The 15800-nt window shown below is 49.2% G+C and carries 12 protein-coding genes and 2 rRNA genes (1 of these 14 cut by a window edge); 6 read left to right on the top strand and 8 right to left on the bottom strand.

Features of this window, described 5'->3' with window-relative positions; translation table 11 throughout:
* Window positions 1–35 precede the first annotated feature (35 nt).
* The 5 genes from O6P33_RS02215 to O6P33_RS02195 form a co-directional block, all read right to left on the bottom strand.
* The gene (locus tag O6P33_RS02215) at window positions 36–800 is read right to left on the bottom strand and encodes an NRDE family protein (protein ID WP_269818622.1); all 765 of its coding nucleotides are present in this window, start codon (window positions 798–800) and stop codon (window positions 36–38) included.
* A 52-nt stretch (window positions 801–852) separates the two neighbouring features.
* Window positions 853–1302 carry an NfeD family protein gene (locus O6P33_RS02210; protein WP_269818621.1) on the bottom strand — a complete coding sequence of 150 codons (450 nt, stop codon included), beginning with the start codon at window positions 1300–1302 and terminating at the stop codon, window positions 853–855.
* Window positions 1299–2219: an SPFH domain-containing protein gene (locus O6P33_RS02205; protein ID WP_269818620.1), complete on the bottom strand. Its 921-nt coding sequence runs from the start codon at window positions 2217–2219 to the stop codon at window positions 1299–1301. The genes O6P33_RS02210 and O6P33_RS02205 overlap by 4 nt, the downstream gene beginning before the upstream one ends.
* A gap of 65 nt (window positions 2220–2284) precedes the next feature.
* On the bottom strand, window positions 2285–4069 hold the full coding sequence (locus O6P33_RS02200) for a GspE/PulE family protein (protein WP_269818619.1): 1785 nt from the start codon (window positions 4067–4069) through the stop codon (window positions 2285–2287).
* 84 nt (window positions 4070–4153) lie between these two features.
* Complete coding sequence (locus O6P33_RS02195) at window positions 4154–5518, bottom strand: inorganic triphosphatase (RefSeq protein ID WP_269818618.1); 1365 nt, start codon at window positions 5516–5518, stop codon at window positions 4154–4156.
* 105 nt (window positions 5519–5623) lie between these two features.
* Between O6P33_RS02195 and O6P33_RS02190 the strand changes: the two genes are divergently transcribed.
* The 6 genes from O6P33_RS02190 (at window position 5624) to galE (ending at window position 13887) form a co-directional block, all read left to right on the top strand.
* Window positions 5624–6301, top strand: coding sequence for a TIGR00153 family protein (locus O6P33_RS02190; RefSeq protein WP_269818617.1), 678 nt, complete (start codon window positions 5624–5626; stop codon window positions 6299–6301).
* A gap of 37 nt (window positions 6302–6338) precedes the next feature.
* The gene (locus O6P33_RS02185) at window positions 6339–7604 is read left to right on the top strand and encodes an inorganic phosphate transporter (protein WP_269818616.1); all 1266 of its coding nucleotides are present in this window, start codon (window positions 6339–6341) and stop codon (window positions 7602–7604) included.
* Window positions 7605–7736: 132 nt separating this feature from the next.
* The gene (argA, locus tag O6P33_RS02180) at window positions 7737–9047 is read left to right on the top strand and encodes an amino-acid N-acetyltransferase (RefSeq protein WP_269818615.1); all 1311 of its coding nucleotides are present in this window, start codon (window positions 7737–7739) and stop codon (window positions 9045–9047) included.
* 134 nt (window positions 9048–9181) lie between these two features.
* Window positions 9182–10153 (top strand): TAXI family TRAP transporter solute-binding subunit, encoded by a 972-nt coding sequence (locus O6P33_RS02175; protein ID WP_269819443.1) that lies wholly within the window; start codon window positions 9182–9184, stop codon window positions 10151–10153.
* Window positions 10154–10249: 96 nt separating this feature from the next.
* The gene (locus O6P33_RS02170) at window positions 10250–12841 is read left to right on the top strand and encodes a TRAP transporter permease (protein WP_269818614.1); all 2592 of its coding nucleotides are present in this window, start codon (window positions 10250–10252) and stop codon (window positions 12839–12841) included.
* A 23-nt stretch (window positions 12842–12864) separates the two neighbouring features.
* The gene (gene galE / locus O6P33_RS02165; RefSeq protein WP_269818613.1) at window positions 12865–13887 is read left to right on the top strand and encodes a UDP-glucose 4-epimerase GalE; all 1023 of its coding nucleotides are present in this window, start codon (window positions 12865–12867) and stop codon (window positions 13885–13887) included.
* Between the two features lie 512 nt (window positions 13888–14399).
* On the opposite strand, the gene O6P33_RS02160 is transcribed toward galE, so the two are convergent.
* The 3 genes from O6P33_RS02160 to O6P33_RS02150 all read right to left on the bottom strand — a co-directional run.
* Complete coding sequence (locus O6P33_RS02160) at window positions 14400–14537, bottom strand: hypothetical protein (protein WP_269818612.1); 138 nt, start codon at window positions 14535–14537, stop codon at window positions 14400–14402.
* 44 nt (window positions 14538–14581) lie between these two features.
* Window positions 14582–14697 (bottom strand): 5S ribosomal RNA (gene rrf, locus O6P33_RS02155).
* A 132-nt stretch (window positions 14698–14829) separates the two neighbouring features.
* Window positions 14830–15800, bottom strand: a 23S ribosomal RNA gene (locus O6P33_RS02150) (it continues 1922 nt past the right edge of the window).

Here is a 15800-nt window from a genome sequence, read left to right as displayed (position 1 = left end):
TGCATCACCAGCCGCTAACAAGAACCTCAGTCGCGCTACTTGTCTAAGATAAAGGCTGGCAACTCAACTTGGTTTTGACCGGTAAACTGTCCATTTACCCCATAGCTGCGCTCAGCTAAAGTCGTTCGGCCATCAGCAAAGCGCCGTAACAAGCTGGTTGCCCGTGTACCGTACACCTCGCCACGAATAAAGATACTCGAGAGCATGCGCTCCATGGCCAGGCCCACGCCAGTATCGGGCAGCTGATCATCAGCAGCACGCTGCTCATCTTGCATTAACGTAAACAGTGCCTCGTCTGTAGCCTCCAAGTGCGCAGAAAACATCGTGCGTAAGCGCACCAGCTTGGGCCATGGGGTATCCAAGCTCGCATTGCACAAGCCGTAAATTCCTGGGCTTAAGCGCTTTGGCCGTGGCTCAGTAGAACTGACAAACCACATTGATTGCGCATCACCGAGCAGTAAGTTAAAACCACTGTACTGCTCAAGCTCAGCAGCAATACTGTGTAAATACTCCTGCGGACTTTGTTGTCCCGCAAGATAATCGCTAACCAAAGCGCCCCGTGACTGCTCACCTAAAGGCAATGACATATCACGCACATTGGTTAATGTAGCGAAACGCCCGTGCGCCGCAATCCCTAGCCAAGTACCGCCAGCTTCTAAATCGCGCCCGGCATAAATACTGGGCTGATCTGCCCATTGCGCCAGCGCTGCACTGGGACGCGCATGTACCTCATCACGGTTAGCCAGTAATAATAAAGGCTGCTGACTTTCAGGACGCCAAGCAAAAACAACTAAACACATAGGTTACTCAATACTAAATATACGCAGCATTTTACTCGCTAAATACTGTCTGTTAATCAACAGCGCAAGGCTCAACTTGCAGCACAGTGCCTTGCTGCCCAATCACTTTAACCCGCTGCCCGACAGGCAGATTCGGACCACTGACAAGCCAATAACTATCACCCGCTTTGATTTTGCCACGACCGGCACTAATAGCTTCATGCAAAATATACTCGCCACCAAGCAATTCACTACCGCGTTGATTTAAACCCGGTTCAGCAGCAGGTTGCTTGCGCAAACGTCGCCACCAAAGTAGCGCTGTGGCCAATGCCAACAGCGCAAAAATCATGAACTGCCATGCCCACGAAAGCTCAGGAAAAAGCCAGAGCAAAATGCCAACTACGGCAGCAGCCGTACCAAACCATAAAAAATAGCCGGCCGTGCCGAACACCTCAACAATCAGTAAGAGCACGGCTAATGCGAGCCAATCCCACACAGCTAAATGTTGTAGGTACACACTCACGCCTGCTTACCATCAAAGGAGGCCTTAACAATTTCACTGATACCACCAATGGAGCCAATTAACTGGCTGGCTTCTAACGGCATCATGATGACTTTACTGTTGTCTGCAGCAGCAATATTCCCCAGCGCATCAATGTACTTTTGCGCGACAAAGTAGTTCACCGCCTGCACACTGCCGCCACTGATGGCTTCCGAAACCATACGGGTTGCTTCTGCCTCTGCTTGCGCCGCACGTTCACGGGCTTGAGCCTCCAAAAACGCGGCTTCACGCTTACCTTCTGCCTTTAAAATCTGCGATTGTTTTTCACCTTCAGCGGTTAAAATATCCGCTTGGCGACGTCCTTCAGCTTCTAAAATCGACGCTCGTTTAAGGCGCTCAGCTTTCATTTGACTGGCCATCGCCGCAACTAAATCAGCTGGCGGGGTAATGTCTTTGATTTCAATGCGCGTAACTTTAACTCCCCATGGCGCTGTAGCCTGATCAACGGTATGCAGTAAACGCTCATTAATCACATCGCGCTGGCTGAGCATCTGATCCAGCTCCATGGAGCCTAAAACCGTACGGATATTGGTCACCACTAAGTTTAAAATGGCATATTCCAACTCACTGACTTCATAAGCTGCTTGCGCAGTATTCACCACCTGGAAAAAGCATACGGCATCAATACGGACAATGGCGTTATCGGCGCTGATCGCCTCTTGTGCGGGAATGTCTAACACTCGCTCCATCACGCTAATTTTGCGGCCGACAGTATCCATCAGCGGTACAATAATATTTAACCCCGGCTTTAACGTACCGGTATAACGCCCAAAGCGTTCCACAGTCCATTCGTAACCCTGCGGCACCACTTTAAAGCCCATAAAAACCACAGCGACAATCAGGGCAACAAATAAAAACAAAACGAAACCAATATCCATACAAACTCCGTAGTAGCAGATCATTCAAGCTTTGATTATAGGGTGCACTCGCTAAAAGGCTTGTGTTATTTTTGCTGACTTTGTGGCGTCACGCGTAAAATCTCTTCAATGGTGGTCAGCCCCGCAGCTATTTTTTGCGCTCCAGACAGTCGCAAGCTGCGCATACCATCGCGGTACGCTTGGTTTTTCAATTTGACTAAATCTGTATCAGCCATGATTAAAGGCTTAATTGCATCATTGAGCAGCATGATTTCATACACCCCCGCGCGTCCACGGTAGCCTGTCTCTCGACACTCTAAACAGCCCACTGCTTGTTGTGCACCTTTAGGCAAAGGAGCACTCCACGGCTGAGTTAGCGTATGCCAATCAGCTTCGGCAATGTCCACCGGAGCCTTACAGTGCGGACACAAGGTGCGCACTAAACGCTGCGCCATTACTCCAAGCAATGTGGCTTTGAGTAAGTAATAGGGTACGCCCAACTCTAATAAGCGCGTAATGGCGCTGGGCGCATCATTGGTATGCAAGGTGGAAAGCACTAAGTGGCCTGTCAAAGCCGCTTGAATCGCCATTTCTGCGGTTTCTAAGTCGCGTATTTCACCGATCATAATAATATCGGGATCTTGGCGCATCAGTGCACGAATGCCACTGGCGAAGGTGAGATCAATATTGTGCTGCACCTGCATCTGATTAAACGCTGGCTCAATCATTTCGATGGGGTCTTCAATCGTGCAGACATTGACCTCTTCCGTGGCCAGTTGCTTCAAGGTGGTATAAAGCGTGGTGGTTTTACCGGAGCCAGTTGGGCCTGTGACTAAGATAATACCATTGGGCTGCCCAGTCATACTGCGCCAGCGTTGTAAGTCATCACCCGAGAAGCCCAACTGATCAAAGGTTTTTAATAACACCTCGGGGTCAAAAATCCGCATCACCAGTTTTTCCCCAAAGGCCGTGGGTAGCGTGGAGAGGCGCAGCTCCACTTCGCTACCCTCTGGCGTTTTGGTTTTCACCCGTCCATCTTGAGGCTTGCGCTTCTCTGCCACATTCATGCGCCCTAAGGACTTTAAACGGCTGACCACTGCCATAGTGACTTGCGCGGGAAACTGGTACACCGTATGCAAGACACCATCAATGCGAAAACGCACCGCACCTTGCTCGCGGCGCGGCTCAATATGAATATCACTGGCGCGCTGCTGAAAGGCATACTGGAACAGCCAGTCAACAATGTTGACGATATGTGCATCATTGGCATCTGGCTCTTGATCACTGGCACCAAGGTTGAGTAACTGCTCAAAATTCCCCACACCACTGGCAAACTGATCAGTGGCTGAAGCGCCAGAGACAGAGCGGGCTAAACGATAAAACTCAGTGGTGAAGCGTTGAATATCTGCAGGATTGGCCACCACTCGTTTAATTGGCCGACGTAACACATGGGCTAGGTTATCTTCCCAGTCGCGCACAAAAGGCTGGGCGCTAGCAATGGTGACACTGGCGCTATCCACGGCCACAGCAATAATTTTATGACGTTGGGCGAAAGCGTAAGACATCACCGGAGTAATAGCCGCCACATCAATTTTTAATGGATCAATACGCAAGTACGGCTGCTGCGCCCACTCAGCTAACCACAGGGTTAAAGCCTCTAAGTCGAGCTTGCGTCCAGGCCGCGACCTATCATCGAGCTTTTGCGTAGCGATATATTCCAGCGGATGCATGTGCACCGTTGCCGCATCACCACGGCGCGCTGCTATACAGTTTTCTGCAGCATCCTGATCAATGCGCCTCTGCTTAACCAACTCAGCCAAGACTTCATTTAAATCCAGTACATGATTAGGTAGAGCGGCGGCAGAGGGCATAATTTTTCCTGTCTAAACTTTAAAAGCTGATTCTGCATAGCTTGCCAAATCAATAGCAACGCCATGCAGAGGTATGGCTAAAGCTTAACGCAACACTTGCTTCCAAGCATTGAGGCTGAGCACAGAACCTAAATGTTCTCGACGCTGTACTAATGCCTCAGGCGTAATAGGTTGCAATGCAAGCTTGTGCAGTTCACGTAAAGCACCGAATAAACGGTCACTGTCTGGTAAGTCCGTCACATCACGGGCCAGTTGCAACCAGACCAAGAGTCGTTCAAGGCGCGGAGCTTGCTCAGCCAAGTCTTCTGGCTGACGCATATAACGATTGACTTGCAAGGCTGTCGCTTCGTCTTGCAAAAACTGCAATAACCAATTTTGCAAGACGGCCGCACCCTGACGGGTACCACGTGCTGTACGCTTTTTCTGCCACTGTTTATCTTGCAGCCACAGCGCCAACTGCAGGGAAAACACACCCCAACGAGTATCAGCCAACTCTTGTGCAAAGGCTTGTGGTGCAGCATCACGCACAGCTTGCTCTTCAGCCCCCTCAGTCACCCGCTCACGCCAGCTTTCAATCAACGCATCCAACTGCCCACGCAAAGCACTGCTCGCTGCGCGCGGCACTGCATGTCCAAGGCTGGCCAACAAAGCGCGCAAACCAACTAACTGTTGAAACCATTGCTCTAATAGCTTCCAGTGCCCATTAAAACGGTATTGCTCTGCCAAGCGCTGACTGTTGCCCAGCAGTTGCCAAGCAATTGCCGCAAAGGCTTCATCTAAGGGTGTTTGTGCAGTGAGTTGCGCAGGCTCTGCCGCAACACTGTAGCTATTGGCATCAAACAAACGATAACCACGCTCAGCTTTACTGATATCACAAGGCATCAGTGCCGTGTCTGCTGCTAGCTCTAGGGCCAGCTCAAATAATGCAACTGGGTCGCCAGCACGTAACTCCAACTCCACTTCGCAAATTGCTTCCTGCTTTTTATCAGCAATCACCACGCCTTGATCAAGTGCGACCTCAACCACGGTTTCAACACCCTCACGCTGCCAGCGCAACTCAGCAAACTGGCGTTTAAAGTCGGTACTGAACACAGCTTTAAGCTGTTTTTTATCCAGTTCACGCAAACTCTCTGGCCAGCAGCTGTCATCCAAGTGGCTGAGCACTAAACGATTACTTTTTAAGTACCAATCCCACTCGTTGCGCTCTGATAATCCAGCGACACTCGCGCCTTTACTTTTCAAGGTTTGGATCAATTGTTCGCCATCGCGACGTATTCGTAACGCGACTTGGCCATTTGCTAGGGCAAAATCGTCCGTATCGTAATACCGATTGAGCAGCTCACGGGTCTGCCAAGTACCAACATTACGCGTTGCGAAAACTGGGTGCTCACACAGCGTAGCAAGGCTTTCAGGGCTGACACGCAGCTTTATTTCGGTTTCTTTAGCCATCTCATTCTCAATTCAAATTGTTGCTAGTTCATCGCTATGCTGGTCGAACCCTACAACAGCAACGTATAATCTAGGCTGTTATTGGAAACCGAGCGCAGCTCTAATATGTCGATAAACCCGTTTGTAAGTTTGTTTGGTCGTTCGCCCATTGGGCCAATGCAACAACATATAGCCAAAGCACACGAATGTGCCTCAAATTTAGTGCCTTTTTTTCAAGCCGTCATTGCGGAAGATTGGTCACGGGTAGAACTCGTGCAGCAAGAGATGTCTCGACTGGAAAAAGAAGCCGATAAACTCAAACGCAATGTGCGTATCCACTTACCTAAAAGCTTGTTTTTACCTGTGCCACGCTCAGACTTACTTGAGCTGCTCAGTGTACAGGACAAAGTTGCCAACCGCGCAAAAGACATCGCAGGCCTAATGCTAGGCCGGCAAATGACTATCCCGCAACCTATGCAGCCGATGATTCTAGCTTTTGTGCAACGTGTTGTTGATGCCAGCGAGCAAGCGCTGACAGCGATGAACGAGCTGGATGAAATTCTAGAAACAGGTTTTGGGAACCGCGAAGTAAACCGAGTCACCGCCATGATCGAAGTGCTTGAAGATATTGAGCACGACACCGATCGCATGCAAATTGAAGTGCGCCGCACACTCTTTAAATTGGAAAAAGATCTGCCGCCTGTTGACGTTATGTTTCTCTATACCATTATCGAATGGATTGGTGATGTCGCCGACCGCGCAGAGCGCATTGGCAACCGACTGGAACAATTACTTGCGCGCTAATTTATAGCTCGCCCAACCTGGAACACGCGGATTTTTTATGGAACTTTTAACAGACTACGGCTTTATACTTTTAGTATTGGCCTGTCTCTTTGGTTTTTTCATGGCTTGGGGCGTTGGTGCCAATGACGTTGCCAATGCCATGGGTACTTCAGTGGGCTCACGCGCACTGACCATTAAACAAGCCATTGTTATAGCAATGGTATTTGAGTTCTGCGGTGCTTATTTAGCTGGTGGTGAGGTTACTGAAACCATCAAAAATGGCATTGTCGACATCGATGTAATGACCGCCGACCTACTGGTGCTGGGCATGATGTCAGCTCTTTTAGCCTCCGGAACATGGTTGTTAATTGCCACCAATCGAGGCTGGCCAGTATCGACTACGCACACCATTATTGGTGCTGTCGTTGGTTTTGCTGCCTTCGGTGTCTCTTTTGATGCAGTGCACTGGAGCGCCATTTTACCAATCACTGCCAGCTGGGTAGTCACACCTTTCCTTTCCGGTGTTTTAGCCTTTGGTTTGTTCGTCAGTGTGCAAAAGCTGATTATCAATACCGATAATCCTTTTGATAATGCCAAGCGTTATGTGCCTATTTATATGTTTATAACCGGCTTTATGGTCGCGTTAATGACCTTATCCAAAGGCCTTAAGCATGTTGGCCTTGATATCAATAGCGAGCAAAGTGTACTGCTGGCTGTGGGGGCTGGTATTTTAGTGATGCTACTGGGTATTGCTCTGTTACGCCGCGTACAGATTGCGCCTGACGCCGACCGCAGCACCTACTTTGCCAGTGTAGAAAAAGTCTTTGCCACTCTAATGATTTTTACTGCCTGTTCCATGGCTTTCGCTCACGGTGCTAATGATGTAGCTAATGCGGTAGGACCTTTGGCTGCGATTGCCGGCGTGATTCAAAACCACGGTGTTGGTGAGCTTACTGCTAAATCTGCAGTACCCACTTGGGTTTTATTGCTGGGTGCGGTGGGGATTGTGGTTGGTTTAGCCACCTACGGCTATAAAATCATTGCAACTGTCGGCCGCGGTATTACTGAGCTGACGCCAAGCCGTGGTTTTGCCGCCGAATTAGCCACAGCTTCGACTGTCGTCGGTGCTTCCGCGATCGGTTTGCCCGTTTCCACTACGCACACTCTAGTTGGCGCAGTTTTGGGGATTGGTCTAGCCCGTGGTATCAGCGCATTAAACCTGCGTGTGATTGGCTCAATCTTCATGTCATGGGCCATTACCTTGCCTGCTGGTGCGTTCCTCGCGATCGTATTCTTTAGTATTTTAAAATTGATCTTCCTCTAATTTTAATACTGATTTTTCAGGCTTTACGTGATTGCGTATTGCCTGAAAAAACGGCACTGTTTCTACTCAGTGACCGCCAGCCACTGTAGATACTTATCATTTTTTTAGCTGTCGCCATGATTGGACGCTGTCATGCTCGATTACGTTAACTCGCTCCGCCACTCTCTGCCGTATATTAATGCCCACCGTGAGCGCACCTTTGTGGTTATGCTGCCCGGCGAAAGTATTGAGCATGAAAATTTTGGCAATACCGTCCATGACTTAGTGCTATTGCACAGCCTAGGTGTACGTTTAGTTTTAGCGTTTGGCTCACGTCCGCAAATTGAAGCGCGTTTAGCCGCGCAGGGCGCACAATCCCATTACCATCAGGACTTGCGTATCACTGACGCGGCAACCTTAAGCTGTGTGCTGGACGCAGTAGGCCAGTTACGTGCTTTTATTGAGGCGCGTTTATCGATGGATATGGCTGCTTCCCCCATGCATGGGGCGCGCTTACGAGTGGCGGGCGGTAACTTTGTTACAGCACGGCCATTAGGCGTGATTGATGGGATTGACTACCAGCACACTGGTGAAGTTCGCCGTATCGACTGCAAAGGAATTAACCGCTTACTCGATGACCGCACTATTGTTTTACTACCACCCATAGGGTACTCGCCCACCGGTGAAACTTTTAACCTTGCCTGTGAGGACATTGCAACCCGCACAGCCATTGAGTTGCAAGCAGATAAATTACTGCTGTTCAGCTCAGAGCAAGGATTAATGGATAGTTCCGGTCAATTGATTCGCGAGCTGCCAGCACAACAAGCAGAGCACCATTTGCAACGGCTTAAAAACAGTAAGCAACTTGAACAACGTGAGTTGCTCACAGCTGCCGTTAACGCCTGCGGCGGCGGCGTGCCACGCTGTCACATTATTAGCTACCACCTTGATGGCGCCCTGCTCTCAGAAATGTTTACCCGCGATGGTTGCGGCACCTTAGTCGACCAAGGTCAGTTTGAACAGGTACGTGAAGCGCAAATTGAAGATGTGGGCGGTTTACTTGAGTTAATCCGCCCGCTTGAGGAGCAAGGCGCTTTAGTACGTCGCTCACGGGATTTAATTGAACGCGAGATAACTCAGTTTAGTATTGTTGAGCGTGACGGTTTAATCATTGCTTGCGCAGCGCTCTATCCTTTCCCAGAGCAAGCCACAGGCGAGTTGGCCTGCCTAGCAGTGCACCCTGATTATCGCCACGGCGGTCGCGGTGATGTGCTGCTTGAACGTATTGAGCAGCGAGCGCGAGCCTTACAGCTAAGCTCACTCTTTGTTCTTACTACACGCACTGCACACTGGTTTCAAGAGCGTGGGTTTCAAGCCTGCGCTCTTGAGCAACTTCCCAGCGCCAAAGCATCACTGTATAACTTCCAACGTAACTCTAAGGTTTTTCGCAAAACCTTAAGCTAATAGTTTTTCACCGTGAAAGCTATTAGAGTGCAAATATGTTGCCAAGCTCATTAAGTAGCACAGCAACCTACAGCGCAACTCTCAACCATTCACTTGGTTTGCTGCGTTTATAATAATTAAGGAGAACTCCCATGATTAAAGGCAAAACCCTAGCATGGGCCCTGTCCATGACCCTCGCAGGCATGACCTTGAGCGGAACTGCACAGGCCGAAGAGAAGTACATCACCATCGGTACCGGAGGACAAACCGGTGTTTACTATGTGGCAGGTCAATCCATATGCCGTTTTGTTAACCGTGACAGCAAAACCAGTGGCATTCGCTGTAATGCACCGGCCAGTGGCGGTGGCGTAGCCAACGTGAATGGTATTCGCAGCGGCGAATTTAACTTTGGGGTAATGCAGTCCGACCACCAGTACAAAGCGATGGAAGGTCTACCACCTTTCGCAGCTGAAGGTCCAATGGAAGATATGCGCGCGCTATTTTCACTGCAAAGTGAAGTTTTCACTATCCTAGCTCGTCGTGACTCACACATTGCCAACTTCGATGACTTAAAAGGTAAGCGCGTCAATATCGGCAACCCTGGCTCAGGTCAACGCGACACCCTTGAAGAAATTATGGATAAGAAAGGCTGGGATCGCAAAACCTTTGCTTTAGCTGCTGAACTAAAACCAGCCGAACAAGCTAGCGCCCTCAATGACAACAACATTGATGCAATGACTTACTTTGTCGGCCACCCCAACGGTGCTATCCAAGAAGCGACCACCACAGTAGATGCGGTTTTAGTTCCAGTCACTGGTCCTGAAATTGATACGCTGTTAGAAGAAAAAAGCTACTACACCAAAGCTGAGATTCCAGGTGGTATGTACACCGGTAATGACCTGCCCACACCATCAATTGGTGGTAAAGCAGTGCTCTCAACCAGCAGCAATACTAGCCCTGAACTGGTTTATCAAATGGTTAAATCAGTCTTTGATAACCTTGATCGCTTCAAGCGTTTGCACCCTGCCTTTAAAGATTTAAAAGCAGAAGAAATGATTGAAGTAGGTTTATCAGCGCCGCTACATGAAGGGGCTGTACGTTATTATAAAGAACAAGGCTGGATGTAATAGCTGACAGTTAAACTGTAATAAATACTCAATACACCAGTGCCCCACCCTGCACTGGTGTATTGACTCTCCAAGACTCTAAGCAGGTTCACTGCCATGTCCGATAAACACCTTTCCGCTGAAGAACTGATTGCCCAAGATTCAGGTGCGCGTTTGCCTGAGGGCATCATGGCGCAAGTTATCGCTGGTTTGGCTTTACTCTGGTCACTGTTTCAACTCTGGATTGCCTCACCACTGCCATTTATGCTGCGCATTGGTGTATTTAACGACACTGAAACCCGCTCAATTCACTTAACCTTTGCCTTACTTTTAGCTTTTTTAGCCTATCCAGCCTTTAAGCGCTCACCACGCAACCGTGTGCCTTTAATGGATATAGCCCTAGGTTTGCTAGCGGCTTCTTGCTCTGCATACTTATTTGTTTTTTATCAGCAACTGGCTTTGCGCCCCGGTAGTTTAATCACTACTGACTTGGTCGTTGCTTGCATTGGTATTCCAATGCTACTGGAGGCCACGCGGCGTACTTTAGGGCCACCACTGGCAATCATCGCCTTACTTTTTTTAGTTTACAGTGTCGCCGGTCCCTATATGCCAAGCATGCTGGCACATCGCGGTGTCAGCTTTACTGCGTTGGCAAATCACCAATGGATCACCACTGAAGGTGTATTTGGTATTGCTCTTGGTGTCTCCACCAGCTTTGTTTTCTTGTTTGTCCTGTTTGGTGCTTTATTAGAGCGTGCCGGTGCCGGTAACTATTTTATTCAATTGGCTTTTAGCTTGCTCGGCCATATGCGCGGCGGCCCAGCTAAAGCTGCAGTGGTGGCCTCAGGCCTAACTGGCATGATCTCTGGCTCATCCATTGCCAACGTAGTCACCACCGGTACTTTCACTATTCCAATGATGAAAAAGGTTGGTTTTTCGTCAGAGAAAGCCGGCGCAGTTGAAGTAGCGTCATCGGTTAACGGACAAATCATGCCGCCAGTAATGGGCGCAGCGGCGTTTTTAATGGTGGAATACGTTGGTATTTCCTATTTGGAAATTATTAAGCATGCTTTTTTACCGGCTGCAATTTCCTATATTGCGCTACTCTATATCGTCCACTTAGAAGCGCTTAAACTAGGCATGCAACCCATCGGCACCCAGCAAGCCAAGCCTTGGCTGCGCCGTTTAGTGGGTTTTGCTTTTGGTACTGCGCTTATTTCAGGCATCTCTTTATTGGTGTATTACGGTTTAGGCTGGCTTAAACCGGCACTGGGTGAGCACGCACTGTTAGGTATTGGTATTTTGCTCGCTATCACCTATTTAGGCCTGCTTAAAATTGCTGCAAGCAATCCACCACTGCCCATAGAAGACCCTGATAAACCCTTAGAAGAACTACCAAAAACCCGTACCGTACTCCTATCCGGCTTGCACTTTATTTTGCCGGTGATCGTTCTGGTTTGGTGTTTGATGATTGAGCGTTTATCTCCTGGGCTTTCAGCATTCTGGGGCAGCGTGATGCTGATTTTTATCCTGTTGACCCAGCGTCCAATCCTGACCTGGATGCGCAGTGACCGCAGCTATAATCACGGTGGCTGGCTCGATGGTGCGCTTGATCTACGTGAAGGCATGATTGCCGGTGCGCGCAATATGATCGGCATTGGTATCGCTACAGCAGCAGCCGGCATGATTGTTGGTGCAGTATCACAAACCGGCGTTGGCTTGGTTTTGGCTGACCTAGTGGAACTGCTCTCAATGGGTAACTTGCTCTTGATGCTAATACTCACTGCCGTATTCAGTTTAATTCTTGGTATGGGCCTACCGACCACAGCCAACTATATTGTTGTCTCCAGCTTATTAGCACCTGTCGTGGTAGCGCTCGGCCAGCAAAACGGTTTAATTGTGCCCCTAATTGCCGTGCATCTGTTTGTTTTCTACTTTGGCATTATGGCTGATGTGACACCGCCTGTAGGCTTGGCATCCTTTGCTGCAGCAGCTGTATCTAAAGGCGACCCGATTAAAACAGGTATACAGGCTTTCTATTACAGCTTGCGAACGGCATTACTGCCATTTTTGTTCATCTTTAATACTGACTTACTGCTGATTAACGTTAGCTTTATGCACGGTATTTTGATCTTTATTGTCGCCACTGTAGCCATGTTAATTTTCGCAGCGGGTACTCAAGGCTGGTTTATCACCCGCAGTCGTTGGTACGAAAGTATCCTACTGCTGTTGGTCGCCTTTACCTTATTCCGCCCCGGCTTCTGGATGGATATAGTGCATGATCCTTACCAAGACATCCCTCCCAGCCAAATGGTTCAAGCCTTAGGCCAAGTTGATGAAGGCAGTCAATTACGTTTACGTATCCAAGGTGAAGATGACCTCGGTGAGCCACAGGAGTTTGTTATTTTACTTCCCGTACCAGCGGGCGAAAGTGGCGAAGCGCGTTTGCACGCTTTGGGCTTAACGTTGATCGAAGAAGATGGCAAAACGCTAATTGATAACGTTGCCTTTGCCAGTGAAGCTGCAGATTTAGGCTTAGAGTTTGATCAGGAAATTGTCTTAGTGCGCGCACCAACCGATCGTATGCGTAAAGAGATCATGTGGATTCCAGGCTTACTGCTGCTATTGGCTGTCTGCGCCTTACAATGGCGCAGAAAGCGCCTCATTAAGCCACAACTTAAAACCAGCGACCCGCAAGCAGCGCACTGATTAATAGGACTTTTTAAAACAGTATGAAACACTCAATTTTAGTTACCGGTGGTGCAGGTTATATTGGTTCGCACACCACCTTGGCACTGCTCGAAGCCGGCCATAATGTCATCGTGCTAGACAACCTAGCTAACAGCTCACTGGAGTCATTGCGCCGCGTTGAGCGTATTTGCGGTAGAGCGGCTACCTTTATTGAAGGCGATATTCGCGACCGTGCTCTGTTAGATTCAATTTTTGTGCGCCACTCCATTCAAGCAGTCTTGCATTTTGCAGGCTTAAAAGCGGTGGGTGAAAGCGTAGAGCAACCACTGGCTTACTATGAGAATAACGTCAGCGGCAGTGTGGTGCTGTTTCAAGCAATGGCTGCAGCGGGCGTGTTTAATCTGGTGTTTAGCTCATCCGCTACTGTCTATGGCGAACCTAAGCAGATGCCAATTAGTGAAGACTGCCCTACTGGTACGCCAACCAATCCCTATGGCCGCTCCAAGCTGATGATTGAAGAGATACTGCGTGATCTGGCTATCTCTGAGCAGCGCTGGAGTATTGCGCTACTGCGTTACTTTAATCCAGTTGGCGCACATCACAGTGGCCTGATAGGTGAAGACCCCAATGGTATCCCTAACAACCTCTTGCCTTATATCAGTCAGGTTGCTGTGGGCAAACTGCAACAGTTGTCTGTCTACGGTGACGATTATCCAACCGTAGATGGCACTGGGGTACGTGATTATATCCATGTGGTCGATTTGGCTGATGGTCACTTAAAAGCTTTAGCTGCCATTGCTAAATCGCAAGGTGTACATATTTGGAACCTGGGTACAGGGCAGGGTTATAGCGTACTGCAAATGATTACAGCTTTTGAGCAAGCAGCCAAAGTGAAGGTGCCTTATAAAATAGTAGATCGCCGCAGTGGTGATATTGCCGAGTGCTGGGCCGATCCTAATAAAGCAGCCGCAGAGTTGGATTGGCAAGCATTGCATAGCTTAGACGATATGATGCGTGACACTTGGCGCTGGCAACAAAGTAATCCAGACGGCTTTAATGCCTAAGTACAAATAGCGGTCAGCATATGCTGGCCGTTTTTGATTATGCATTTAGCCGTCATATCTGCTGTGTAGCCGCTAATAAAACCTTTTATCAGTGAGCACTGCGCTTGCCGCTGCACAAGGGAGATACTCGTTAATCTTTTGTGTTGCCTGCTCTATTTATGCAAGTTTCATTCAAAGCATTCTGATTTTTGAGAATATTACAATGCAGGCTTTTAGAGCCACGGCTTAATCAGCCTGCAACTGTAGCCACCGGCAAACCAACTCACTAAAACTGATAATAAACTCTTAGTGATACACGAACACACGCACTTACTATCTAGCAGACAGCGCCGCTGATCAATGAGCACTGCGCTGCAGCTGTGACAAGCGCAGTCAGGGATGACGTAGCGCCGGCGTTGAACCCTGGATGGGTTCGTCGACGGGAGAACAGTTGCAGCGCAGTGCGGCATGCGCAACGTTAGCAATCCAATCAATGAACGCCCCTGCAAGCCGCAGACCTTATGCATTACTCATTATTCATTACCGGTGCCTGCTCGCGCGGAAGGATCTTTAAAGCTCAAGGCTGCCGCTGGCATGGCCCACTCATACGGGGCTGGGCTGGGCAAGGGCTGGCTTATTGCGCCAGACTGGAGTCTATTTTCTTTAGGCATAAAAAAACCCCAGACCATTGCTGATCTGGGGTTTTACTGTTCAAGCTTGACAGTGACCTACTCTCACATGGGGAGACCCCACACTACCATCGGCGATGCATCGTTTCACTTCTGAGTTCGGGATGGGATCAGGTGGTTCCAATGCTCTATGTTCGTCAAGCAATTCTTTTTGAAGTCGCGTAGCACTTAGAGTGCTTCGTTACCTCGAATTAGGTTTGTGATAGTAGCATAATTTGTGCGTTTTGCGAACTTTCGGATCACAATTCGTCTTCCCAAATTGTTTGGGTGTTATATGGTCAAGCCTCACGGGCAATTAGTATTGGTTAGCTCAATGCCTCACAGCACTTACACACCCAACCTATCAACCTTGTAGTCTTCAAGGGCCCTTTAGAGAGCTTAAAGCTCTAGTGAGATCTCATCTTGAGGCAGGCTTCCCGCTTAGATGCTTTCAGCGGTTATCCCTTCCGAACATAGCTACCCGGCAATGCCACTGGCGTGACAACCGGAACACCAGAGGTTCGTCCACTCCGGTCCTCTCGTACTAGGAGCAGCCCCTCTCAAATCTCAAACGTCCACGACAGATAGGGACCGAACTGTCTCACGACGTTCTAAACCCAGCTCGCGTACCACTTTAAATGGCGAACAGCCATACCCTTGGGACCGGCTTCAGCCCCAGGATGTGATGAGCCGACATCGAGGTGCCAAACACCGCCGTCGATATGAACTCTTGGGCGGTATCAGCCTGTTATCCCCGGAGTACCTTTTATCCGTTGAGCGATGGCCCTTCCATACAGAACCACCGGATCACTAAGACCTACTTTCGTACCTGCTCGACTTGTTGGTCTCGCAGTTAAGCGCGCTTTTGCCTTTATACTCTACGACCGATTTCCGACCGGCCTGAGCGCACCTTCGTACTCCTCCGTTACTCTTTAGGAGGAGACCGCCCCAGTCAAACTACCCACCATACACTGTCCTCGATCCGGATAACGGACCTGAGTTAGAACCTCAAAGTTGCCAGGGTGGTATTTCAAGGTTGGCTCCACTGCAACTAGCGTCACAGTTTCAAAGCCTCCCACCTATCCTACACAAACAACTTCAAAGTCCAGTGCAAAGCTATAGTAAAGGTTCACGGGGTCTTTCCGTCTTGCCGCGGATACACTGCATCTTCACAGCGATTTCAATTTCACTGAGTCTCTGGTGGAGACAGCGCCGCCATCGTTACGCCATTCGTGCAGGTCGGAACTTACCCGACAAGGAATTTCG

The organism is Denitrificimonas caeni, assembly GCF_027498055.1.
In the GTDB taxonomy this organism is placed as follows: domain Bacteria; phylum Pseudomonadota; class Gammaproteobacteria; order Pseudomonadales; family Pseudomonadaceae; genus Denitrificimonas.
The sequence above is the reverse complement of the archived record's forward strand: the minus strand, read 5'-3'. Positions and strand labels throughout refer to the sequence as shown.

Coding starts and splice junctions, on each gene's coding strand:
- O6P33_RS02215 (WP_269818622.1), bottom strand. CDS start 800: ATGTGTTTAGTTGTTTTTGCTTGGCGTCCTGAAAGTCAGCAGCCTTTA.
- O6P33_RS02205 (WP_269818620.1), bottom strand. CDS start 2,219: ATGGATATTGGTTTCGTTTTGTTTTTATTTGTTGCCCTGATTGTCGCT.
- O6P33_RS02200 (WP_269818619.1), bottom strand. CDS start 4,069: ATGCCCTCTGCCGCCGCTCTACCTAATCATGTACTGGATTTAAATGAA.
- O6P33_RS02195 (WP_269818618.1), bottom strand. CDS start 5,518: ATGGCTAAAGAAACCGAAATAAAGCTGCGTGTCAGCCCTGAAAGCCTT.
- O6P33_RS02190 (WP_269818617.1), top strand. CDS start 5,624: ATGTCGATAAACCCGTTTGTAAGTTTGTTTGGTCGTTCGCCCATTGGG.
- O6P33_RS02185 (WP_269818616.1), top strand. CDS start 6,339: ATGGAACTTTTAACAGACTACGGCTTTATACTTTTAGTATTGGCCTGT.
- argA (WP_269818615.1), top strand. CDS start 7,737: ATGCTCGATTACGTTAACTCGCTCCGCCACTCTCTGCCGTATATTAAT.
- O6P33_RS02170 (WP_269818614.1), top strand. CDS start 10,250: ATGTCCGATAAACACCTTTCCGCTGAAGAACTGATTGCCCAAGATTCA.
- galE (WP_269818613.1), top strand. CDS start 12,865: ATGAAACACTCAATTTTAGTTACCGGTGGTGCAGGTTATATTGGTTCG.
- O6P33_RS02160 (WP_269818612.1), bottom strand. CDS start 14,537: ATGCCTAAAGAAAATAGACTCCAGTCTGGCGCAATAAGCCAGCCCTTG.